Here is a 22,107-nt window from a genome sequence, read left to right as displayed (position 1 = left end):
CCCGAACTAATCGCCCTCCTCGCGCAGCCCGAACACGCGCTGCGTGGTCGAAAAGCCGGCGATTGGATGTTCGCCTAGATCGGTCCAGAGCCCGATGGAGATCTCGGGACAGGCGCCGACAAAGGCTTCGGACGCGACCACTGTCCGCTTCAGCCGCGCGGCAAGCTTCTCCAGGCGGGCGGCGAGGTTGACGGCAGGGCCGATGCAGGTGAAGTCGAGCCGGTTGCCGCCGCCGATGTTGCCGTAGAGCAGCGGGCCGACATGCAGCGCGAGGCCGAAGCGGAAGCGCTCGTCGGCGTCGCCGATGCGATATTCCAGGGCACCGACGCGCTCGCGCGCCGCGCGGGCTGCGGCCAGCACACGGGCGCAGACCTGGGTCTGCGCCTCGCCCAGCTCCGCGATGGGAAACACGGCGAGCAGTCCGTCGCCCATGAATTTGAGCACCTCGCCACCGTGCTCGCGAATGGCCGGTACCTGACAATCGAAGTAGTTGTTGAGGATATCGACCACCGTCTCAGCCGGAAGCCGGTCCGACAATGGCGTGAAACCGCGCAGGTCCGACAGCCAGATGGCCGCGTGCATCGTATTGGTGTGGCCACGGCGAATCTGACCGCCGAGAATGCGGGCGCCGGCGCTGTTGCCGACATAGGTGTCGAGCAGCATCGATGCTGTTCGGCGCGTAGCCACCACTTCGGTGTAGCGCGCGATCGCCGGAGCGACGGCTTTCATCAGCTCGACCTGTTCCGGCGTGAAGCCCTCAGGCACCTTCGTCGTCCAGCTCGCCGCGTGCACCTCCTGGTCCAGAAAGGTCAGCGGCAGCGCCAGATAGTCGGTCACGCCTTCCGCGCGCAGATCCATCAGAATCGGATAGCGCTCGGCCTCGGGCGCCTGAGGGTCGGCCCTGAATGCGCGGCACTCGCGAACGACGATCGACAGCGGGCTGTCCCAGTACATCGGCGAGTCCTGGAACCCGTAATCGACGCTGCCGATCTCGACGGCGCCATCCGGACGCCAAATGAAGCTGCGGCCATAGATGTCCGGATGCAACGTGCGCACGAAGATGCCGACGCGCCACAGCGGCACGCCCAGCTCGACGAGGCGCGCGCAGGCCTGGGACAGCGTCTCGCCCGGCTCCTCCGCGGACCGCGCGCCGTCGATCAGCCAGGTAATGAGCTCGAGATGTGCCGTCCGATCCATGACCCGACGTTAGGGCAAGAGCGGCGAACCCGATAGCTCGGCAGACCCCTGAAACGACTCGGCCCGCGGGCAATTTTAGCCATTCGCGATAAGGCCCGTTCAGCTCCTCGCGGTATCCTGGCGGCATGAGAGAGAACCTCCGCAGCGCTGCATCCGTCCCCGTTCCACGGACCTCGTTCGGACCGCTGCGGATGCTGCCGGCGCTGCCATGGCTGATCCTCGCCGCTGCGATGCGGGTGATCGCCTTTGCCGGCGGTCCGGCCAGCCTGCCCGCGCTGGTCGTGGCGGCGATCGCCGTTCTGCACGCCTTTATTGTCACGGCACAGCGCTGCATCGAGGCGAGCGGCGGGCAAACGAGCCTCGGCGACCTCACGATGGCCGAGCAGTTCCGGCTGTCTCTGGCGGTGTTGTGGCGGATCGCACTGCTGATGATCGTCGCCACGCTGGCGCTGGTCTTCACGCCCTATGCGGCCCAAAGCCATCATTTGATGGCCGGACTGGATGGCATGGCCTTCGACCAGTTCACGCATCTCGGCCGGTTCTGGAGCGCCTTCGTCGCGGCGCTGGTGCTGCTGATGATTCTCCACGCCGAGCAGAACCAGGGCCGGACTGCATTCTTCCCCGCACTCGGCGAGTTCGCCCGGCGCGGACTGTGGCTCGGCACCGCCGTGCTGGTGCTCGGCCTGGTCAACATCGGATTGGGCTACGGGCAGAATGCCGTGCGCAGCATGGTCTGGACGTTCGGGCAGACTGGCGCCAGTCAGTTCCTCAAGAACCTGGTGTTCTTCGTCTTCATCTTCTCGTTTGCAATGCTGCGGCTGTGGATGACGCTCTCGATCGTGACCTTCGGGTTGAAGGCGTCCTATGTGTACGGTGAAAGCGACTAGCGAACCGCCCCTGTCAGCCCACCTGGCCGCGATGGCGCAGCAGGTGGTCGGCGAGCACGCAGGCCATCATCGCCTCGCCGACCGGGACGGCGCGGATGCCGACGCAGGGGTCGTGGCGGCCCTTGGTCAGGATCTCCGTCTCGTGGCCTGAGCGATCCACGGTCTGGCGCGGGGTGAGGATCGACGAGGTCGGCTTGACGGCGAAGCGCAGCACGATCGGCTGTCCCGTGGCGATGCCGCCGAGGATGCCGCCGGCATTGTTGGAGAGAAAGCGCGTGCCGTCATTGGCCGAGCGCATCTCGTCGGCATTCTCCTCGCCGGTCAGCTCGGCCGCGCCGAAGCCGGCCCCGATCTCGACGCCCTTGACGGCGTTGATGCTCATCATCGCCGCTGCGAGGTCGGCGTCGAGCTTGCCGTAGAGCGGCGCGCCAAGGCCCGCCGGCACGCCCTCGGCCACGATCTCGAGCACCGCGCCGATCGACGAGCCGGACTTGCGGATACCGTCGAGATAGCTTTCGAAGAACGCCGCCTTGTCCTTGTCGGGACAGAAGAACGGGTTGCGCGCGACCTCGTCCCAATCCCAATTGGCGCGATCGATCTTGTGCGGCCCCATCTGCACCAGCGCGCCGCGCACCTTCACGTCGGGCAGGATCTTGCGCGCCACGGCGCCGGCCGCGACCCGCGTCGCGGTCTCGCGCGCCGACGAGCGGCCGCCGCCGCGATAGTCGCGCAGGCCGTATTTCGCCTCATAGGTGAAGTCGGCGTGGCCCGGCCGGAACTTGTCCTTGATCTCGGAATAGTCCTTCGAGCGCTGGTCGGTGTTCTCGATCTCAAGCGCGATCGGCGTGCCCGTGGTGACCTGCGCGCCGGTGTCCGGATCGGCCATGACGCCGGACAGGATCTTCACCTGGTCGGGCTCCTGCCGCTGGGTGGTGAAGCGCGACTGGCCCGGCCGGCGGCGATCGAGATCGACCTGGATCTCCTCCGCAGTCAGCGGGATGCGTGGCGGACAGCCGTCGACCACGCAGCCGATGGCCACGCCATGGCTCTCGCCGAAGGTGGTGACGCGAAACATGTGGCCGAAGGTGTTGAAGGACATGATCTGATCTACCAATCGGGGAAACCGTCATTCCGGGATGGTCCGAAGGACCAGACCCGGAATCTCGAGATTCCAGGTTCGCCTCTCACGGGGCGCCCCGGAATGACGGAGCAAATCAACTAAACTTCTCGAAGCCGTTCTCGCCGAACACATACACTGCGCCCTGCTGGATCGGCAGGTCGACGGCCCGGTTCGGCGTAGCGAAGCCGAGTGCGACCATCAGCGCACGCGCCGTACCGCCATGTGCCACCGCGACGATATCGCCGGAGAGGCCATCATACCAGTCGCGAACCCGGCGCTCGACATCGGCATAGGTCTCGCCGCCTTCCGGCGCCAGCGTCCACTTCTCGGTCAGCCGCCTGGCATAAAATGCGGGGTCGGCGGCTTGCATTTCCGGCAGGGTCGCGCCTTCCCACTTGCCGTAGCCGATCTCGCGCAGCCGCGCATCGAGCGCGTAGTCCTCGACCGGCAGCTTCAAGGTCCCGCGCACCAGCTCCATGGTCGCGCGGGCGCGGCTGAGCGGGCTGGCGACATAGGGCAGACGCGCCGCGTCATAACCATTGCGGGCGACCAGCTCGGCCAGCAGATTGCCGGCCTGGACTGCCTGCACCCGCCCGAGCGCGTTGAGCGGGATGTCCTGCGTGCCCTGCAGCCGGCCGAGCGCATTCCATTCCGTCTCGCCGTGGCGGATGTAGTAGATCGTGGGCCGGGGCATTGCGAGCGCTACGTCTATTCCTTGGCGCCGACGGAGTTGCTGAGCGAGATGTCGGGCGCCTCGGGCCGCTTCATGCCGACGACGTGATAGCCGGAATCGACGTGATGCACCTCGCCGGTGACGCCGCGCGACAGGTCGGACAGCAGATACAGCGCGCTGTCGCCGACCTCGTCGATGGTGACGGTCCGGCGCAGCGGCGCGTTGTACTCGTTCCACTTCAGGATATAGCGGAAATCGCCGATGCCGGAGGCCGCCAGCGTCTTGATCGGGCCGGCCGAGATGGCGTTGACGCGGATGTTCTTCTCGCCGAGATCGGCGGCGAGGTAGCGCACGCTCGCCTCCAGCGCGGCCTTGGCGACGCCCATCACGTTGTAGTGCGGCATCCACTTCTCGGCGCCGTAATAGGTCAGCGTGATGATCGAACCGCCGTCGGTCATCAGCTTCTCGGCGCGCTGTGCGATCGCGGTCAGCGAGTAGCAGCTGATCAGCATGCTCTTGGAGAAATTGTCCTGCGTGGTCTCGATGTAGCGACCGTCGAGCTGATCCTTGTCGGAAAAGGCGATGGCGTGCACGACGAAATCGATCTTGCCCCACTTCTCCTTGAGCACGTCGAACACGGCGTCGACGGTGGCGGGATCCGTCACGTCGCAATGGCCGAGCACGAGGCCGCCGAACTCGGCGGCCAAGGGCTCCACCCGCTTCTTCAGCGCGTCGCCCTGATAGGTCAGCGCGATCTCGGCGCCAGCCGCGCGCGCGGCCTTGGCGATGCCCCAGGCGATCGAGCGGTTGTTGGCCACGCCGAGGACGACCCCGCGCTTGCCCTGCATCAAACCTGAAATCTGCGCCATGCGGCTTCCCATCGAACTGATTATTAAGGACTGGACGTACACCACCGGTCTGGCCCGGTACAGCCCCATTCCGCCCGCTCTGTGGCAAACTCCAGGCAGAGTCTCCGGCCGGCGGAATAGGCCTGTCATCACGGGGTTATGGTCTGTGCAAGGCGCGGTTGCGGCCCGCGCTCCTGTCCGAATGTCCAACTGCCGCAGGGCACCCCATGAGCGCGTTCCGCCAAAGCGTCGAGGCCATGATCCCGGCATTGCGCCGCTATGCCCGCGCCTTGGCCCGCGACATGGATGCGGCGGACGATCTGGTCCAGGACACGCTGGTTCGGGCGTTGCGCTCCGAGCGGCTGTTCCTCGGCGGCGACATCAGGAGCTGGCTGTACACGATCCTGACCAATCTGAACAAGAACCGCCGGCGCTCGCTGGCGCGGCGGCCGCATTTCATGCCGCTGCAGGACGACAATCCCGACGCCAGCGGCACCGAGGCCGAGGGCCGCGACATCGAGCGGGCGCTTGCAACGCTGGTCGAGGAGCAGCGCGCCGTGCTGCTGCTCGTGGTGCTCGAAGGCATGAGCTACCGCGAGGTCGCCGATATCCAGGGCGTGCCGATCGGCACCGTGATGTCGCGCCTGGCCCGCGCCCGCGCCCATGTCCGGGCCGTGATCGAAGGCGAACGGCCGACGCTGCGGAGAGTGAAATGACCCTGCAATTGACCGCACAAAAACCGCGCTGCCGCGTTCGCCTGCTCAAGGCCGCCGGGGTCGCGCGTCGGCGCGGCCGCGCGACTGCAACGAGATCCAGATGATGACCGACCCGACCATTCCCGTCACCGAAGACGAGCTGCACGCCTATGTCGACAACGAGCTGCCGGCCGAGCGCCGTGGCGATGTCGAGAGGTGGCTCGCCACGCATCCGGCCGAGGCCGAACGGGTCGAGTCCTGGCGCAGCATGGCCGAGGCGCTGCATGCCCGTTACGATTCCGTCGTCAACGAGCCGGTGCCGCCGCGCCTCGATCTCGACCAACTGGATCGCCGGCCGCGACGCTGGATCATTGGCGCGATCGCGGCGAGCGTTGCCGCCTTCGCGGTCGGCGGTGCCACCGGCTGGGTCGCGCATGGCGCGGCATCCTCGCCGTCGCTGCTGCAGAACCTGACCGGCGAGGCGCTCGATGCGCACCGGCTCTATGTCGTCGAAGTGCGCCACCCGGTCGAGGTTCCCGGCGAGGAGAAGGCGCATCTGCAGCAATGGCTGACGCGGCGGTGCGGCCGCACCGTGCAGGCGCCCGAGCTGGAAGCCACCGGGCTGAAGCTGGTGGGCGGCCGGCTGCTGCCGGGGCCGACCGGCCCGGCCTCGTTCCTGATGTATGAGAGCGCGTCCGGCGAGCGCTTCACGGTCTACGCGACCAAGGCCGGCATCGAGGCGGCCCAGATGCGCTACGTCGCGGAAGGCAATACATCGGCACTGGCATGGGCGGAGCGCGGCGTCAGCTACGTCGTCAGCGGCAGCAGCGACCGGACGCGTCTCACTCAGGTTGCACGCCTTGTTTATGACCAGTCCGAACGCGTGGGCGGCTAGCGGCGGAGCGCAGCCGAAAGCCGCCCCGCGCCGGCCGCTCCGCGATTCCCGATGCGATCAGAGGCGTTTGCACGACCGCTCGAAAGGCCGGGCCAGGGCATGACGGCAACCAGATGCCGCGGATCGACGACACGCCAAGGTCGACGCCGCAATTCCGTCACCGAAAATCTGGAATCAGGGCACCGGCGCGTCTCAATATCGCACCAAAACTTCACGAAAAAATGAGGAGTGTTCGATCCGCCGATCGACACGGAAGCGGCCTCGATCGGGGTTTTGTACCGCGCTGGTCCCCCTTTCGAGGCCGCACTTTTTTCTCTTCTCACTTTTGACATTCGGCCCGCGGACGCATCCGCGCAGCCCGGCCGTGCGATAGACGGCGATCCGGGGCCGCCGATGCGCCACGCCCCTCACCCGGATTGCTGCGCAATCAAACCTCTCCCTGCAGAGGGCGGGAGAGGTTTGGAGCGGCATTACGTTACGAAAGATTGCTGCGCGGATTGTAGGGATGCTTATCGCGCCATTTGGTCATCAGCGCCTCGAGCTCGGCGTCGTTGCCGTCCGGCAGCACAATTCGCGTGGTGACGAACAGATCGCCCGCCGAGCCGTCGCCCTTGGGCAGGCCCTTGCCCTTCAGCCGGAAGGTGCGGCCGCTGGACGTGTTCTTCGGGATCGACAGCTCGACCGCGCTGCCGAGCGTCGGCGCGCGGACCTTGGCGCCGAGCACCGCCTCGTACAGCGTGATCGGCAAATCGAGCCTGACATCGCTGCCCTCGACCTTGAAGAACGGATGCGGCGCGATCTGGATGGTGATCAGGAGATCGCCCGGCCGGTGTCCCGGCGCGCTCTCGCCCTGCCCCTTCAGGCGGATCTGCTGGCCCGCCGTCACGCCGGGCGGGACCTTGACGTTGAGCTCCTTGCCCGAAGGCAGGCGCACGCGCTTCTCGCCGCCCTTGACGGACTCCTCGAGCGTCACCGACATCGCCACCTTGAGGTCGAGATCGACACCGACGCCGCCGGTATCGAACTCGAACGGGCTGCCACCGCCGCGCGCGCCTCGCGCCGCGCCACCGAACATGCTGTTCAGAATGTCCTCGAAGCCGGCGCCGCCGAAACCACCGCCCGGCCCGCCGCCGCTGCGAAAGGTGTAATTCTCGAAGCCGCCGCCCGGACCGCCGCGGCCGGCACCGCCGCCAGGAAAGCCCTGGAAGCGCGGCTTGCCCTCGGCGTCGATCTCCCCGCGATCGAACTGCTTGCGCTTGTCCTCATCGCCCAGGATCTCGTTGGCCGAATTGATCTCGGCGAATCGTGCCGATGCCTTCGGGTCATCCTTGTTGCTGTCGGGATGATGCTTCTTGGCGAGCTTGCGATAGGCGCTCTTGATGGCCGCAGCGCTGGCGCTTCGCGGCACCCCCAAGACCTCATAGGGGTCGCGCATCCGTCACGTCTCCTTACAGAAAGTCAGATACTAACCTATGGGCTCCCCGCCCGCTTTGCATTTTATCTGGGGAGTCCGTTGTATTTTTGCAACGGGTTCCGGCGCGATCCCGCTAGCTTTGCTGCCAGGGTTTGAGCGTCTGGATGTCCCATCGACCGCGCTCGATCCGGCAGGCCGAGCCCTGCAGCCAGCGCTCGGTCTTGCCGTTGACGTAGCTTGCCAGGAAATCCCGGCAGGTGCGGCCGTTTTCGGCGGTGTAGGACTTGGCGATCGGCGTCACCGAGCCGCGGGCGCCGGTCTGCGGATTCTGCCAGGGCTGGCTGGAATCCTTGGTGCCCTTGGTCAGCACGTCGGAGGCGGCGTTGCGGGCGAAGGCGAGATCGGCCTCGGTGGGCTCGCGCTCGGGCGGCGGGCTGATCGTGCCGGTGATCTCCGCATCCTCCATCTTGGCGAACGCCGTTTCGGGACGCGAGAGGCTGCAGCCGCCGCCCGACAGACCGATTAGAATGAGTGTCAAAGCGGTGCCGGCATGACCTATCGCGGATAGGCCAAGCCGGACCGATGCCCTATATAGGACCGGACCACACTGGACTTGCACGCGCTTGGCCGCGGGTGAACGCAAAACTCGGACTCCCCATACACATGACCGACCCCACCAGCATCAAACACCAGACAACCTTAACATCCGGTACATCGGCCGATTTTACCCAGGCCAGCGAGCCGTTTGCGCTGTTTGCCGAGTGGTTTGCGGAAGCCAACAAGAGCGAGCCGAACGATCCGAATGCGATGGCGCTGTCGACCGTCGATGCGGACGGGTTGCCGGACGTCCGCATGGTGCTGATGAAGGGCTATGACGAGGACGGCTTCGTCTTCTACAGTCACAAGGCCAGCCAGAAGGGCCAGGAGCTTGCCGCCAATCCGAAAGCTGCGCTGCTGTTTCACTGGAAGTCGCTGCGCCGGCAGGTGCGCATCCGCGGCCTCGTGACCCCGGTGACGAACGAGGAGGCCGACGCCTATTTCGCGACGCGGCCGAAGCAGGCGCAGCTCGGCGCCTGGGCCAGCAAGCAGTCGCAGCCGCTGGAGAGCCGCTTCGCCTTCGAGCAGGCGATCGCCAAGGTCGCCGCGCAATACATCATCGGCGAGGTGCCGCGCCCGCCGGGATGGAGCGGCTGGCGCATTGCGCCCGTCCGGATGGAGTTCTGGCACGATCGGCCGTTCCGGCTGCACGATCGCATCGAATTCCGGCGCGATGCGGCCGGCCAGCCCTGGGCCAAGGTGCGGATGTATCCGTAGCAACCTTCAGGGTCCGTCCGGACTCATCGATCACGCGTCAAACGTCACGTTCGACATCGGTGCGCACGAATCGCGCACCGCTCATGCAACCATTGTGGTAAGTTGATCCCTCAAGGGATCGTGAGAGACCCAGTTCATGCCGACCTCCTCCAACCAGCCGCGGCGCACGATGCTGCTGACCGGCGCCAGCCGCGGCATCGGCCACGCGACGGTGATCCGCTTCTCGTCCGCCGGCTGGCGCGTCCTCACCTGTTCGCGGCACCCATTCCCCGAGGAATGCCCGTGGGGCGCCGGCCCCGAGGACCACGTTCAGGTCGACCTGTCCGATCCGCAGGACACCCTGCGCGCGATCGCCGAGATCAAGCAGCGCATCGACGGCGGCGAACTGCACGCGCTGGTCAACAACGCCGCGATCTCACCGAAGGGATCGGGCGGCGCGCGGCTCGGCACGGTCGACACCGATCTCGATACCTGGAATCACGTCTTCCGCGTCAACTTCTTCGCACCCATCATGATGGCGCGCGGCCTGATCAACGAGCTGAAGGCGGCCAAGGGCTCCGTCGTCAACGTCACCTCGATCGCCGGCTCGCGCGTGCATCCGTTCGCCGGCGCCGCCTATGCGACGTCAAAGGCCGCGCTGGCCGCGCTGACACGCGAGATGGCGTCGGATTTCGGCCGCGTCGGCGTGCGCGTCAACTCGATCGCCCCCGGCGAGATCGACACCTCGATCCTGTCGCCGGGCACCGAGAAGATCGTCCAGGAGCAGATCCCGATGCAGCGGCTCGGCACCCCCGACGAGGTCGCCAAGATCATCTACGTGCTGTGCACCGAGACCAGCTCCTACGTGAACGGCGCCGAGATCCACATCAACGGCGGCCAGCACGTCTGATTGCCGTCGACTCACGGCAGCGCGATGCCGAGTGGGACTTGGTTCATGGCGACTTGCCGTGTCCCGGCGATTCCCGGCCCGGTGCGCCAATGCGCGATTAACGCCACTCGCAAAGATCGCTGCGCCAACCCACCCGCACAAACAAAAGCGCCCTCCGAAGGGGGGCGCTGTTGATGGGTCGGCATCGGCAGACATGAGTTCAAGGCGTCGGCCGGGAGCGATCGGACGAAGAACGGTCGTTCAGCCCTCGCACACCAAGCCGCGCAGGATCTGGGCGGCCCGCCAGCGCAAGCGGTCGGTTTCGACATTTAGGGCGCTCGAGCAGTCGTCCTCGCGCTCGTCATCGTCGAGATCGGCACCGCAGTAGCGGCAGGTGCGGGGCGACAGCGCATGGGCCACGACGATGTCGGCACGGCCGCGCTGGTAGCTGGCGAGCTCGACCACGTTGTTCGATGCCGTTATGCGTTTCTCAACCATTGCCGCCTCTTGGCCCTGGGCGCGATGAGCGCGCCCCTTCAGCTCTGCCTTGCATGCCACGCGCCGAAGCGTTCATTGTTGGTCATGCTCACGAGCTGATTTATCGCAGAGAAGTTTCGATCAAACGTTCAGGGTTCCCGTCAAATTTTACCTGAGCAATTGAGGCGGCTTTGCAGCCGTGTTGCAGCCGGCCTAACAAGTATTTCCTATCATGTCGCACGCCCTGCATTTTGTGTCGCTTGAAGTGCATAGCGACATACCTGCGAGAGCATCCACTGAGCGAACACGCCGCCCCTCGCAGCTAATAACGAGGCATGAGTGCGGCCGAGACGTGGCGCGGAGCGCGATGTGAAGGGCCATCCTGCGCATGCGCAAAATGCCTGCGGCCCCATAGGAATCGTCGACCCCGCGCGGGGCCGGATCATGACGAGCTACTACGCATCATGATCCCATCTCCTCTCTTGTCTTTGCTCGCGCGATCTCCGCTCAGGCCTCTGTCGCCCGGGATTCGGCTCTTGCCGGATGCTGGCTTAGAGCCACTTCTTCCATTTGAAGATCCAGTACGGCACGATCGCGCAGATCAGCATCAGCCCGAGCGCCATCGGATAGCCGTGAGCCCATTCGAGCTCCGGCATCATCTTGAAGTTCATGCCGTAGATCGATGCGATCAGGGTCGGCGGCATCAGCACCACAGCCATGACCGAGAACAGCTTGATGATGTTGTTCTGCTCGAGATTGACGACGCCGAGCATCGCGTCGAGCACGAAGGTGATCTTGCTGGCGAGGTAGGAGGCGTGGTCGGTCAGCGAGGCGACGTCGCGCTGCATGGTCTTGAGCTGCTCGCGCATGTCCTTCGACCATTTCACGCCTTCGACCACGGCCGACAGGAAGGTGACGAGACGACCGATCGACACCAGGCTCTCGCGCACCTTCGAGGTCAGATCGCCCTTGCGGCCGATCGCGATCAGGATCTGCGAGTACTGCTTGGCGTGGCCGTGCCGCTCATTGTTCGGCTCGAAGATTTCGTGACTGACCTGGTCGATATCAGCGCCGACCTTTTCGAGAATGTCGGCGCAACGATCGATGACGGCGTCGAGCAGCTCCATCAGGACCATCTCGCCAGTGATCCCGGGCGCGCAATTGCGAGCGAGCTTGGCCTCGACCACCGCGAAAGGCCGCGGCTGGTCGTAACGCACCGTCACCAGCCGATGGCCGGCCAGGATGAAGGTGACGGCCGTGGTCCTGGGCATGTCGGTGTCGGAGTGACACATCAGCGTCGCCGTCATGTAGCGGGCGCCGTTCTCGATGTAGAGGCGGCTGGAGATCTCGATCTCCTGCATGTCCTCGCGCGTCGGCACCGCGATCCCCGCGAGTTTCTCGACGGCCCGGTCCTCGGCATTGCTCGGATTGACCAGGTCGACCCAGACCGCGTTGTCGGGTAGGGCCGAGGGATCGGTGATCTCAGCCTTCTTCAGCGCTGCGTCGGACGGGACAAACACCGAGAACATGAAAAGCTCCGAATCGCAGAACGTGGTTTTCGGGGGATTTAGCGGCGGGGCGCTGCCGCCTTGTGACGCAGCTTGGTGACGGGGTCCATCGGCTTTTCAAAGCGGAACCAGCGACCGCCCGACATCGGGGCCACCGTGCCCTGCGGAGCACAGCTGTGGATGAGTGCCCGCAACTTTGCGGCAAAAAGGCAACAATCGCGGCGCTGCAGCGTGACTTGTGCGTGTATCGGCTGGAATTGAGAACGATTTTGACGATAATGGGACATGTGGAATCGCGCTGCAGTGGCGCGGCCGTGCCATTGCAACGTCAGCTGTCAATTGGAATTGGTGACATGTCGCTGAAGGTGAAACTCGGACTCCTGGCCGCCGGCCTGATGCTGTCGGGCTGCATGCAGGCCACGACCTATGAGGCGACCAATACCCAGGCCTTCAAGCCGAAGGACAAGGATCTTCTGGCGAAGGTCCGCTATACCAACACCCCGGTGGCGGAGCCCTATCGGCGCGCGATCGTCGACTACCACCGCAAGGAAGCGCCGGGCTCCATCGTCGTCGATTCCGACAGCCATTACCTGTTCTACGTGCTGGAGGGCGGCAAGGCGATCCGCTACGGCATCACCGTCGGCGAAGAGGCCATGGCCTGGTCGGGCATCGCCAAGGTGGGCGCCATGACCGAGTGGCCGGCCTGGCATCCGACCAAGAGCGAGATCGAGCGGCTTGGCGTGCCGACCTTCGTCGCGGCAGGCCCCGACAATCCGATGGGCTCGCGGGCGATGTACCTCTATGCCAACGGCAAGGATACGCTGTTCCGCATCCACGGCACCAACCAGCCTGAATATATCGGCGCTTCGATCTCCTCGGGCTGCATCCGCCTGACCAATGAGGACGCCATCGACCTCTACAACCGGGTCAAGGTCGGCACCATCGTCGTCGTGCTGGATCCGAAGAAGGGCGATTCGCCGTACAAGCCGCAGATGGCCCTGCAGGGCGGCGGTACCTACGCGGCGATGCAGTAAGCGCCGTCTGGCGGACACGGGATCAAAAGCCGAGAAACGCGTTTAGCAGCCTCTTTGAGAGCGTCGGGCAACCGGCGCTCTTTTGTTTTGGCACGATCGAGGTGTCAGCCCATCGGTTTCACCGCCTCGGCCGTTGAGCGGCGGAGCGGAGGCGGCGAATCGGCAGCGGCAGCGTCGCTCGCCATCAGGACTTGCTCTTGTGCTTCTTCTTGCCGCCTTTTGCAGGGGCAGGCTGCGGAGCGGGAGGCGGCGTCGCGAGCTCGGGATCCTCGGCCTCTGCCGCCGCGGCATCGCCAGATGATGACTCCGACGGCGCCGCCTTCCGTGCGTCCGGCTCCGCCGCGCCCCGCGGCCCAGCGCGACCGGCGGCCTTCTCGCCCTTTGCTTCCTGCTTGGCGCCTTCCTTGGCACCTTCATTGGCCTCCTCCTCGGCCTCCGCCGTCTCGCGCGGCGGCGCGTCGTCGGGCCGGACGGCCGGCATCAGCGGTGCGATCTTCGGCAAGGGATCGAGCACGTCCCACTGGCAGATGCGATAATTGCTGCGGCGCTCCGCGAGATCGAGGTGGATGTGATCCTCATGATACCAGTCCGAGTCCGGGCCCAGCACGGTCGAGAAATGCGTGCAGACCGAATGCAGCACGGCCTCCCGCAGATCGCGCGGCTGGGTGCGGTCGGTGAGTTCGATCATGCGGCCGTCCGCGAGCTTGAAGCCGCGCACGTCGAGCGCGTTGGCCCGGCCATGCTCAGACATCTGCGCTCCGGCAACGTTGTTGCGGCCTCGGCATTGATACGAATCGAAATTATCCAGCGCGGCGATCGGGCTGCCGAGGCGGACGACCAGCGGGGCAACATCGTTGCGGACCCAGTTGGCGACCGTAGACGCCATCGTGCAGCGCATCACCGCCGCCGGCGTCACCGCCACCCGCCGCTTGTCCGGCAGCACCACCGCCTCCAGCCGCACCAGGTCGTCGCCGCCGCAGGCCCCCGGCCCCTTGATCGGCGGTATCGAGGGCGCAATCGCGATCTCCTCGGTCAGCGCGATTCGGCAGGCGGATGGCTGCGGCGCGGGCGGTGCCTTGGCCTCCTTTGCCCCCTCCTTGCCTCCGTCGGTCCCCTCCTCCCGGGCGGCGTCCTTGGTCTGCTCGCGGGAGGCGGGCTGCGGTGCCGATTCGGGACGTGGCCGTGGCAGCGGCACGGCCGCGAGCGGATGCTCCCTTTGCGCTGCGGCCGCTGCCGGGGCGCGATGGTGTGACGGGTCAGCCGCCCCGGACCGTGCGGCCGCCGGCGCTGCGGCCATGAGGCAGCTCAATGCCACCGCCGTGGCCGTGGCGCTAACCATCGCCCTGGCCGCGACCTCGTTACCCCTACAAGCCCATTTGCGCGCGCTGCTGCGCGCGCTAAAATTCACGGAACAGACCAAAAGACCCTCGCTGCCCTAAAGCGAATACCACCGGAGGAACGACCTGATGCTTGGTTTGATGCAAGACTGGCCCCTGCTTTGTCACCGGATCATCGAGCATGCGGCGACAATCCACGGCTCCCAGGAGGTCGTGACCCGCTCGGTCGAAGGCCCCATCGTTCGCACCACCTATCGGCAAATCCACGACCGCGCTCTCAAGGTTTCACAGAAGCTGACGCGCGACGGCATCAAGCTCGGCGACCGCGTCGCCACCATTGCCTGGAATACCGCTCGTCATCTCGAGGTCTGGTACGGCATTATGGGAATCGGTGCGATCTGTCACACGGTCAATCCGCGCCTGTTTCCGGAGCAGATCGCCTGGATCGTCAACCACGCCCAGGACCGCATCGTCATCACCGATCTGACCTTCGTGCCGCTGTTGGAAAAGCTCGCCGACAAGCTGCCGAGCGTCGAGCGCTACGTGGTGCTGACCGATGCCGCGCATATGCCGCAGACGACGCTGAAGAACGCGGTTGCCTACGAATCGTGGATCGGCGAGGCCGATGGCGACTTCAAATGGAGCACCTTCGACGAGAACACCGCGGCGGCGATGTGCTACACGTCCGGCACCACGGGCGATCCCAAGGGCGTGCTGTATTCGCATCGGTCCAACGTGCTCCACGCGTTGATGGCCAACTCCCGCGATTCGCTGGGCACGTCGGCCGGCGATACAATGCTTCCGGTGGTTCCGCTGTTCCATGCCAACAGCTGGGGCATCGCGTTCTCCGCGCCTTCGATGGGCACCAAGCTGGTGATGCCCGGCCCCAAGCTCGACGGCGCCTCGGTCTACGAGCTGCTCGACACCGAGAAGGTGACCTACACCGCCGGCGTGCCGACGGTGTGGCTGATGCTGCTGCAGCACATGCAGGCGCATAAGCTGACGCTGCCGCATCTGAAGATGGTGGTGTGCGGCGGCTCGGCGATGCCGCGCTCGATGATCCAGTCCTTCCTCGACATGGGCATCGGCGTGCGTCACGCCTGGGGCATGACCGAGATGAGCCCGATCGGCACGCTCGCCACCCTGAAGCCGCCGTTCCTCACTGCCGAGGGTGACGCGAAGCTCGACGTGCTGCAGACCCAGGGCTTCCCGCCGTTCGGCGTCGAGATGAAGATCACCGACGATGCCGGCGCCGAGCTGCCGTGGGACGGCAAGACCTTCGGCCGGCTCAAGGTGTCGGGCCCAGCGGTGTCCAAGGCCTACTACAAAGTCGACAGCAACATCCTCGACGAGGAAGGCTTCTTCGACACCGGCGACGTCGCCACCGTCGACGAGCATGGCTTCATGCGCATCACCGACCGCTCCAAGGACGTCATCAAGTCCGGCGGCGAGTGGATCTCCTCGATCGACCTCGAGAACCTCGCAGTCGGCCACCCCGCCGTGGCGGAGGCCGCCGTGATCGGCGTCTATCATCCGAAATGGGACGAGCGTCCGCTGCTGATCGTCCAGCTCAAGCAGGGCCAGACGGCAACCCGCGAGGACATCCTGAAATTCATGGAAGGCAAGATCGCCAAGTGGTGGATGCCCGATGACGTCGCTTTCGTCGACGGCATCCCGCACACCGCGACAGGCAAGATCCTCAAGACCGCGCTGCGCGAGCAGTTCAAGGCATATCGCTTCCCCAACGCCGCGGCCTGACGCGCCTAGCTGAGCTTCGAATCAGAGCGGCCCCTCCGGCGATGGTGGGGCCGCTTCTGTCTGGGCCGAAAGCCCCTGCGATCGTCGCCTCGCTCCAGGGCTGTCCCGTCGATCTCGTGAACCTCAAGGGTGCTGGCAAAGTCCTTGAATTTGCGTCATCCCCATGGTCTCTCAGATGGCGACGGCCATCGACCATGATGGCTCAACCCCGGCAGCTCCCGACCCGATGGCCCGCAGGTTCCACGCCCCCTATCTGTCGGAGCCGACCTCCAGCCTCGCGACCTGGACCCGCAACCTCGCGGTGTTCTCCGTCGTCGCCGTGGTCGTCTCGATCCTGATCCTGCGCTTCGACTTCCTGGAGATGAAGCCGGCGCTGGCGACCTTCTTCGGCGCGCTCGGCCTCGCGGTGCTGTCGATCCTGCTCGGCCTCGCCGCCTTCGTCGCGATCTGGCGCAATGGCAGCCGCGGCATGAGCCGCGTCCTGCTTGCCTTCATGATCGATGCGGTCGTGCTGGCCTACCCCGCTTATCTCGCGCTTCAATACCGCAAGCTGCCGAAGATCTACGACATCACCACGGATCCCGTCGACCCGCCGCGCTTCGAGGCGCTGGCGCCGTTGCGCAACGGCGACGGCACCAACACCGCCGTCTACGCCGGTCTGTATTCGTGGGAGCAACAGCGGACGATCTACCCGGACATCGAGCCGGTGCAGATCGAGCTTCCGCCCGACCGCGCCTATGCGGTCGCGCTGAAGCTGATCAACCGGCGCAAATGGTTCATCGTCGACGAACGCGCGCCGCAGCCGCCGCGCCGCGAGGGCCGCATCGAGGCGGTCGCACGCACGCCGATCATGGGCTTCCGCGAGGACATCTCGATCCGCGTCAAGCCCGACGGCGAGGACTCCCGGATCGATGTGCGCTCCGCCTCGCGCTATTTCGATTCCGATCTCGGCAGCAACGCATCACGCGTGACGAAACTGCTGGAGGATCTGTCCAACGCCGGTGAGGCCGAGGCGCAGAAGCCGGTGAAGAAGGTCACGCCGCCGCCGGTGGCCGCGAAGGGAAATGCGAAGACGGTGAAGAAGTGAAACGGGCGAATGGCGAATAGGGAGTAGCGAATACGGAATGAAGTCGCTCAGGCCTGTGCTCGCTCACCTGTTCGCTACTCCCTATTCGCCTTTCGCTACGCCAGCCGATAAGTCCCACCGATGACCGGATCGCCCTCGGTCGCCACGATGCCGCGAGCCACAAGGTCTTCCAGATGGGCCAGCACGGAATAGCCCGCTGCCGTGGTGAGCCGGGGATCGATGCCGATATAGATCGCGCGCACCATGGTCGGGATGTCCGCTTCGCCCTTGGCGAGGCGATGCAGGATCGAGGCTTCACGGGCCTGGCGGTGGCGCAGCAGGAAGCGGGTGTAGCGCGGGCCCTCGGGAATCTCGGGGCCATGGCCCGAGAAATAGAGATCCTCCGGCCGGCCCGCGAGCCGCTCCAGCGAGGCCATGTAGTCAACCATCGAGCCATCGGGCGGCGCCACGATCGACGTGGCCCAGCCCATCACGTGATCGCCGACGAAGGTCGTGCTGCGCTCGCTCCAGGCGAAAGCGAGATGATTGGCTGTATGCCCGGGCGTCGCCACCGCCTCGAGCTGCCACCCCTGCCCTTCGATCACGTCGCCGTCGGCGATCGCGACATCCGGCGCGAAGTCGCGGTCGACGCCGGATTCCGGACTGTGCTTCTCGCTCTCATAGCGCGGCCGCGAGGCGCGGTGCGGACCCTCGGCATAGACCGTGGCGCCAGTCGCAGCCTTCAAACGTCCGGTGTTCGGCGAGTGGTCACGATGCGTATGCGTGACGATGATATGGGTCACCGTCTCCCCGCGGACGGCATCCAGCAGCGCCTGCGCATGCGCCTCGTTATCCGGGCCGGGATCAATGATCGCGACGTTGCCGCGGCCGACGATGTAGCTGACGGTGCCGGTGAAGGTGAAGGGACTCGGATTGTTGCAGAGAACGCGGCGAATGCCTGGCCGCACCTCGTCCACTTGTCCAGCGACGAGCGGGAAGCTGCGGTTGAACGGGATGTCGTCATTGTCGGCCATGGCGTGCCTTCCTGCATGGGGCACACAGTCACCCCACTCTCCGCCGTCATACCCCGCGAAAGCGGGGTATCCAGTACTCCGAGACGGTCATGAGTCTCGATGAGCCGGCGATTACTGGATCGTCCGCCTTCGCGGACGATGACAGTGGTGAGCGCGATGGCGACCGCCCATCTCGCGGGCGGAGGCGACGCGCGTCGCGTAGCGCCCTTAGAAGAACGCCTGAATACCCGTGATCGCCCGGCCGAGGATCAGGGCGTGGACGTCGTGCGTCCCCTCATAGGTGTTGACCGTCTCGAGGTTGGAGACGTGGCGCATCACGTGATACTCGATCTGGATGCCGTTGCCGCCGTGCATGTCGCGGGCAACGCGGGCGATGTCGAGCGCCTTGCCGCAATTGTTGCGCTTGACGATCGAGATCATCTCGGGGGCCATCTTGCCCTCGTCCATCAGCCGGCCGACGCGAAGCGAGCCCTGCAGGCCGAGCGCGATCTCGGTCTCCATGTCGGCGAGCTTCTTCTGCACCAGCTGGGTGGCGGCGAGCGGACGGCCGAACTGCTTGCGGTCCAGCGTGTACTGGCGGGCGCGCTGCATGCAGTCCTCGGCGGCGCCGAGCACGCCCCAGGAGATGCCGTAACGGGCGCGGTTGAGGCAGCCGAACGGCCCCTTGAGGCCGGAGACGTTGGGCAGCAGCGCGCTCTCCGGCACCACCACGCCATCCATCACGATCTCACCGGTGATCGAAGCACGCAGCGAGAGCTTGCCACCGATCTTCGGCGCCGACAGGCCCTTCATGCCCTTCTCGAGGATGAAGCCGCGGATCTGGTTGTCATGCGCGGCCGACTTGGCCCACACCACGAACACGTCGGCGATCGGCGCGTTCGAGATCCACATCTTGCTGCCGGTCAGCCGATAGCCGTCGGCCACCTTTTCCGCGCGCGTCTTCATGCCGGCCGGATCGGAGCCGGCGTCCGGCTCGGTCAGGCCGAAGCAGCCGACCCATTCGCCGCTGGCGAGCTTCGGGAGATATTTCTTGCGCTGGTTCTCGTCGCCATAGGCGTAGATCGGATACATCACCAGCGACGACTGCACCGAGTTCATCGAGCGGTAGCCGGAATCGACGCGCTCGATCTCGCGCGCCACGAGGCCGTAGGCGACGTAGCTCGCATTGGCGCAGCCATATTCTTCCGGCAGCGTGATGCCGATCAGGCCGAGCTCGCCCATCTCGTTGAAGATCTCGCGGTCGGTCTTCTCCTCGAGATAGGCCTTGGTCACGCGCGGCAGCAGCTTGTCCTGGGCATAGGCGCGCGCGGTGTCACGCACCATGCGCTCGTCCTCGGTCAATTGCTCGTCCAGCAGGAAGGGATCGTCCCACTGGAAGCTCGACTGGGCCGGCTTGTCCTTTGCCTGAGGGCGCGCGCTCATGAATGGTCCTTTCGCGTCTCGCTGCGCACGGGTCGCAGCCGTCTGGAGGTTAAATCCTGGAAGTTCAGCCTTCAAGCCGCTCATTAGCGACGATCTCGATGCCGAACCCCGACAGGCCCTTGTAGTCATGGGCCGACGAGGTCAGGTTCCGGATCGACGTCACGCCGAGATCGCGCAGAATTTGCGCACCGACACCGACCTCGCGCCACTGACGGTGGCGATCGGCCTCTGCGGTATGCGGCTCCGTGACCGGCTCGACCGGAACGCCGGCCGCGCCGTCACGCAGATAGATCAGCACGCCACGGCCGGCCTGCTTGAAGTGCTGCAGCACCGCTTGAATACGCTGCGGACCCGCAATCAGATCCTTCACGATGTTGGGCTTGTGCAAGCGCGTCAGCACGTTCTTGCCGTCGCCGATGCCGTTGTAGACGAACGCCGCATGGGTGATCGGATCGAACGGCGAGCGATAAGCGAAGCCCTGCAACGGCCCGATCGGGCTTTCGGTGGTGAAGGTCGACACCCGCTCGATCAGCTTCTCGCGCGCCTGCCGGTAGGAGATCAGATCGGCGATCGTGACGTGCTTGAGATTGTGGGCGGCGGCGAAGCGGACGACCTGCTCGCCCTTCATCACGGTGCCGTCGTCGTTCATCAACTCCGAGATGACGCCGACCGGCGGCAGCCCCGAGAGCTTGCAGAGATCGACCGCCGCCTCGGTATGGCCCGAGCGCAGCAGCACACCGCCGTCACGCGCGATCAGCGGGAAGATATGGCCGGGGCGTGCGAAATCAGCGGCGCCGGCATTCGGATTGGCGAGCGCACGGCAGCAGGAGGCGCGCTCTTCGGCGGAGATGCCTGTGCCGCCATCCGGCTTGTAGTCGATCGAGACGGTGAAGGCCGTGGTATGATTGGAGTCGTTGTGAGCGACCATCGGATCGAGACGCAACCGCCGTGCGTCCTCAGCCGTGATCGGGGCGCAGACGATGCCCGAGGTGTGACGGATGATGAACGCCATCTTGTCGGGCGTGCAGAGCGAGGCCGCCACGATCAGATCGCCTTCCCCTTCGCGATCGTCATCGTCGGTCACGACGACCATCTCGCCCTTGGCGAAGGCGTACAGAACTTCCTGGATCGAGTCGGCCATTACAAGTCTCGCTGCTTTTCCGGGGTGCTTTAGCCGGGATCGCGGGCGCGCGCCAGAGCAGCGGAACCGCGGCTCGAAAGTCGGCCTTCCCCGGAAAAGGACCTGTCCCGTGGGGACAAGCGCCCTGGTATCTGTTTAAAGTCGCGGCAAATTGAGAACAAGGGAGGCGTGCCTCATGGCCGCATTCGATTTTGCACCGCTCCTCGGCCCCGGCCTGCCGCCGCCGGCCGCGCGCTGGACCGGACTTGCAAGATACAGCTTCGTCGGCGGCAACAATGACGCTGACGCCGTGCCGGTCGAAGACTTGCGCGCCGCGGCTGACGCCGTGCTGGCCCGCGAAGGCCGTTCCCTGGCGACCTACGGCCTCGCCCATGGACCGCAGGGCTATCGGCCATTGCGGGACTTCCTGGCCGCCAAGCTGGCGCGCGACGCCGGCCTATCGGCCCGGGCGGACGACATCATGATCCTGTCCGGCTCGTTGCAGGGGCTCGACCTGGTCAACCAGGCGCTGCTCACGCGCGGCGACACCGTGCTGGTCGAGCAGGACAATTACCAGGGCACGCTGACGCGGCTGGCGCGGCTCGGTGTGAAGGTCATCGGCATCCCGCTCGACCGGGACGGCATGCGAACGGACGTGCTGGCCACCGTGCTGGCCGATTTGAAGGATCGCGGCATCCGGCCGAAATACATCTATACCATTCCCACGGTGCAGAACCCGACCGGCACCATCATGCCGGAGAACCGCCGCGCCGAGCTGTTGTGGCTGTCGCGCGCCTATGGCGTGCCGGTGTTCGAGGACGACTGTTATGCCGACTTGATCTGGGAGGGCAAACGGCCGCGCGCGATCCATGGCATGTCCGACCATGGCGGCGTCATCCACCTCGGCTCATTCTCGAAATCGGTCGCACCTGCCCTGCGCGTCGGCTTTCTGGTCGCGCCCTGGGAGATCATGTCGGTGCTGCTCGCACTCAAGACCGACGCCGGCTCGGGCGCCCTCGAGCAGATGGTGCTGGCAGAATACTGCAAGCCGCATTTCGCGAGCCACGTGCCGCAACTGGTGCGCGGGCTGCGCGCCAAGCTGGACACCCTGATCGACGCGCTCAATGCCGAGTTTGGAACGGCCGCCGAGTTCGAGCCGCCGAAGGGCGGTATCTTTCTCTGGGTCAAGCTGCCGGACCAGGTCGACGCGATGAAGCTCTCGCAGGCCGCACTCAAGCGCGGCGTGTCGATCAATCCGGGACCGGAATGGTCGACCGACGCCGCGCATGCGCGAAGCCGCGTGAGGCTGTGCTTTGCCAGCCCCTCGCATCAGGAGATCCGGGAGGGCATCGCCGTCCTCGCGGAGGTCTGCCGCGACGAGTTCGGCGTGCCCAAGCGTTCGGCGAACGTGGAGCGAAGCAGCGCGACCGAATGATCGCG

Annotated in this window: 21 protein-coding genes; 9 read left to right on the top strand and 12 right to left on the bottom strand. The window is 65.7% G+C overall.

Annotated elements, in window-relative coordinates:
• Positions 1 to 6: 6 nt before the first annotated feature.
• Positions 7 to 1,197 carry an adenylate/guanylate cyclase domain-containing protein gene (locus QX108_RS27230; protein WP_315785937.1) on the bottom strand — a complete coding sequence of 397 codons (1,191 nt, stop codon included), beginning with the start codon at positions 1,195 to 1,197 and terminating at the stop codon, positions 7 to 9.
• 125 nt (positions 1,198 to 1,322) lie between these two features.
• Between QX108_RS27230 and QX108_RS27225 the strand changes: the two genes are divergently transcribed.
• On the top strand, positions 1,323 to 2,084 hold the full coding sequence (locus QX108_RS27225) for a hypothetical protein (protein WP_315785934.1): 762 nt from the start codon (positions 1,323 to 1,325) through the stop codon (positions 2,082 to 2,084).
• Positions 2,085 to 2,097: 13 nt separating this feature from the next.
• On the opposite strand, the gene aroC is transcribed toward QX108_RS27225, so the two are convergent.
• From aroC to fabI, 3 genes are all read right to left on the bottom strand, one after another.
• A complete protein-coding gene (gene aroC, locus QX108_RS27220; RefSeq protein ID WP_315785931.1) occupies positions 2,098 to 3,183 on the bottom strand; it encodes a chorismate synthase in 1,086 nt (361 codons plus the stop codon).
• 115 nt (positions 3,184 to 3,298) lie between these two features.
• Positions 3,299 to 3,898 carry a histidine phosphatase family protein gene (locus QX108_RS27215; protein WP_315785927.1) on the bottom strand — a complete coding sequence of 200 codons (600 nt, stop codon included), beginning with the start codon at positions 3,896 to 3,898 and terminating at the stop codon, positions 3,299 to 3,301.
• A gap of 14 nt (positions 3,899 to 3,912) precedes the next feature.
• Positions 3,913 to 4,746: an enoyl-ACP reductase FabI gene (gene fabI / locus QX108_RS27210; RefSeq protein ID WP_315785925.1), complete on the bottom strand. Its 834-nt coding sequence runs from the start codon at positions 4,744 to 4,746 to the stop codon at positions 3,913 to 3,915.
• 206 nt (positions 4,747 to 4,952) lie between these two features.
• Between fabI and QX108_RS27205 the strand changes: the two genes are divergently transcribed.
• Together QX108_RS27205 and QX108_RS27200 are read left to right on the top strand one after the other, a co-directional pair.
• On the top strand, positions 4,953 to 5,441 hold the full coding sequence (locus QX108_RS27205; protein WP_172110672.1) for a sigma-70 family RNA polymerase sigma factor: 489 nt from the start codon (positions 4,953 to 4,955) through the stop codon (positions 5,439 to 5,441).
• Between the two features lie 100 nt (positions 5,442 to 5,541).
• Positions 5,542 to 6,315 (top strand): anti-sigma factor family protein, encoded by a 774-nt coding sequence (locus QX108_RS27200; protein WP_172133298.1) that lies wholly within the window; start codon positions 5,542 to 5,544, stop codon positions 6,313 to 6,315.
• Between the two features lie 475 nt (positions 6,316 to 6,790).
• Here QX108_RS27200 and QX108_RS27195 read toward each other — a convergent pair whose 3' ends face one another.
• Positions 6,791 to 7,750: a DnaJ C-terminal domain-containing protein gene (locus QX108_RS27195; protein WP_315785923.1), complete on the bottom strand. Its 960-nt coding sequence runs from the start codon at positions 7,748 to 7,750 to the stop codon at positions 6,791 to 6,793.
• Positions 7,751 to 7,862: 112 nt separating this feature from the next.
• On the bottom strand, positions 7,863 to 8,267 hold the full coding sequence (locus QX108_RS27190; protein ID WP_315718917.1) for an RT0821/Lpp0805 family surface protein: 405 nt from the start codon (positions 8,265 to 8,267) through the stop codon (positions 7,863 to 7,865).
• Between the two features lie 125 nt (positions 8,268 to 8,392).
• Between QX108_RS27190 and pdxH the strand changes: the two genes are divergently transcribed.
• Together pdxH and QX108_RS27180 are read left to right on the top strand one after the other, a co-directional pair.
• Positions 8,393 to 9,043 (top strand): pyridoxamine 5'-phosphate oxidase, encoded by a 651-nt coding sequence (gene pdxH / locus QX108_RS27185; RefSeq protein ID WP_315785921.1) that lies wholly within the window; start codon positions 8,393 to 8,395, stop codon positions 9,041 to 9,043.
• Between the two features lie 136 nt (positions 9,044 to 9,179).
• Positions 9,180 to 9,932: an SDR family NAD(P)-dependent oxidoreductase gene (locus QX108_RS27180; RefSeq protein ID WP_172110676.1), complete on the top strand. Its 753-nt coding sequence runs from the start codon at positions 9,180 to 9,182 to the stop codon at positions 9,930 to 9,932.
• A gap of 240 nt (positions 9,933 to 10,172) precedes the next feature.
• Here the strand turns inward: QX108_RS27180 and QX108_RS27175 are convergent, their stop codons facing one another.
• Together QX108_RS27175 and QX108_RS27170 are read right to left on the bottom strand one after the other, a co-directional pair.
• On the bottom strand, positions 10,173 to 10,409 hold the full coding sequence (locus tag QX108_RS27175; protein WP_172110677.1) for a hypothetical protein: 237 nt from the start codon (positions 10,407 to 10,409) through the stop codon (positions 10,173 to 10,175).
• A 530-nt stretch (positions 10,410 to 10,939) separates the two neighbouring features.
• Positions 10,940 to 11,917: a magnesium transporter CorA family protein gene (locus QX108_RS27170; RefSeq protein WP_315718915.1), complete on the bottom strand. Its 978-nt coding sequence runs from the start codon at positions 11,915 to 11,917 to the stop codon at positions 10,940 to 10,942.
• A 332-nt stretch (positions 11,918 to 12,249) separates the two neighbouring features.
• On the opposite strand from QX108_RS27170, the gene QX108_RS27165 reads away from it, so the two are divergent.
• The gene (locus tag QX108_RS27165) at positions 12,250 to 12,930 is read left to right on the top strand and encodes a L,D-transpeptidase (RefSeq protein ID WP_315718914.1); all 681 of its coding nucleotides are present in this window, start codon (positions 12,250 to 12,252) and stop codon (positions 12,928 to 12,930) included.
• Between the two features lie 184 nt (positions 12,931 to 13,114).
• Here the strand turns inward: QX108_RS27165 and QX108_RS27160 are convergent, their stop codons facing one another.
• Positions 13,115 to 14,269, bottom strand: a complete 1,155-nt coding sequence (locus QX108_RS27160) for an extensin family protein (RefSeq protein ID WP_315785918.1) — start codon at positions 14,267 to 14,269, stop codon at positions 13,115 to 13,117.
• Positions 14,270 to 14,396: 127 nt separating this feature from the next.
• Between QX108_RS27160 and QX108_RS27155 the strand changes: the two genes are divergently transcribed.
• The gene (locus QX108_RS27155; protein WP_315718912.1) at positions 14,397 to 16,025 is read left to right on the top strand and encodes a fatty-acid--CoA ligase; all 1,629 of its coding nucleotides are present in this window, start codon (positions 14,397 to 14,399) and stop codon (positions 16,023 to 16,025) included.
• 226 nt (positions 16,026 to 16,251) lie between these two features.
• Positions 16,252 to 17,112, top strand: coding sequence for a DUF1499 domain-containing protein (locus QX108_RS27150; protein WP_172110681.1), 861 nt, complete (start codon positions 16,252 to 16,254; stop codon positions 17,110 to 17,112).
• Between the two features lie 95 nt (positions 17,113 to 17,207).
• Here QX108_RS27150 and QX108_RS27145 read toward each other — a convergent pair whose 3' ends face one another.
• The 3 genes from QX108_RS27145 to ribB form a co-directional block, all read right to left on the bottom strand.
• Complete coding sequence (locus tag QX108_RS27145) at positions 17,208 to 18,125, bottom strand: MBL fold metallo-hydrolase (RefSeq protein WP_315718911.1); 918 nt, start codon at positions 18,123 to 18,125, stop codon at positions 17,208 to 17,210.
• Positions 18,126 to 18,332: 207 nt separating this feature from the next.
• Complete coding sequence (locus tag QX108_RS27140) at positions 18,333 to 19,547, bottom strand: acyl-CoA dehydrogenase (RefSeq protein ID WP_315785915.1); 1,215 nt, start codon at positions 19,545 to 19,547, stop codon at positions 18,333 to 18,335.
• A gap of 64 nt (positions 19,548 to 19,611) precedes the next feature.
• The gene (ribB, locus tag QX108_RS27135; RefSeq protein ID WP_315785913.1) at positions 19,612 to 20,688 is read right to left on the bottom strand and encodes a 3,4-dihydroxy-2-butanone-4-phosphate synthase; all 1,077 of its coding nucleotides are present in this window, start codon (positions 20,686 to 20,688) and stop codon (positions 19,612 to 19,614) included.
• Between the two features lie 175 nt (positions 20,689 to 20,863).
• Between ribB and QX108_RS27130 the strand changes: the two genes are divergently transcribed.
• Complete coding sequence (locus QX108_RS27130) at positions 20,864 to 22,102, top strand: PLP-dependent aminotransferase family protein (protein WP_315718909.1); 1,239 nt, start codon at positions 20,864 to 20,866, stop codon at positions 22,100 to 22,102.
• Positions 22,103 to 22,107 lie beyond the last annotated feature (5 nt).

The organism is Bradyrhizobium sp. SZCCHNR1002, assembly GCF_032381435.1.
GTDB lineage: Bacteria > Pseudomonadota > Alphaproteobacteria > Rhizobiales > Xanthobacteraceae > Bradyrhizobium > Bradyrhizobium aeschynomenes.
The sequence above is the reverse complement of the archived record's forward strand: the minus strand, read 5'-3'. Positions and strand labels throughout refer to the sequence as shown.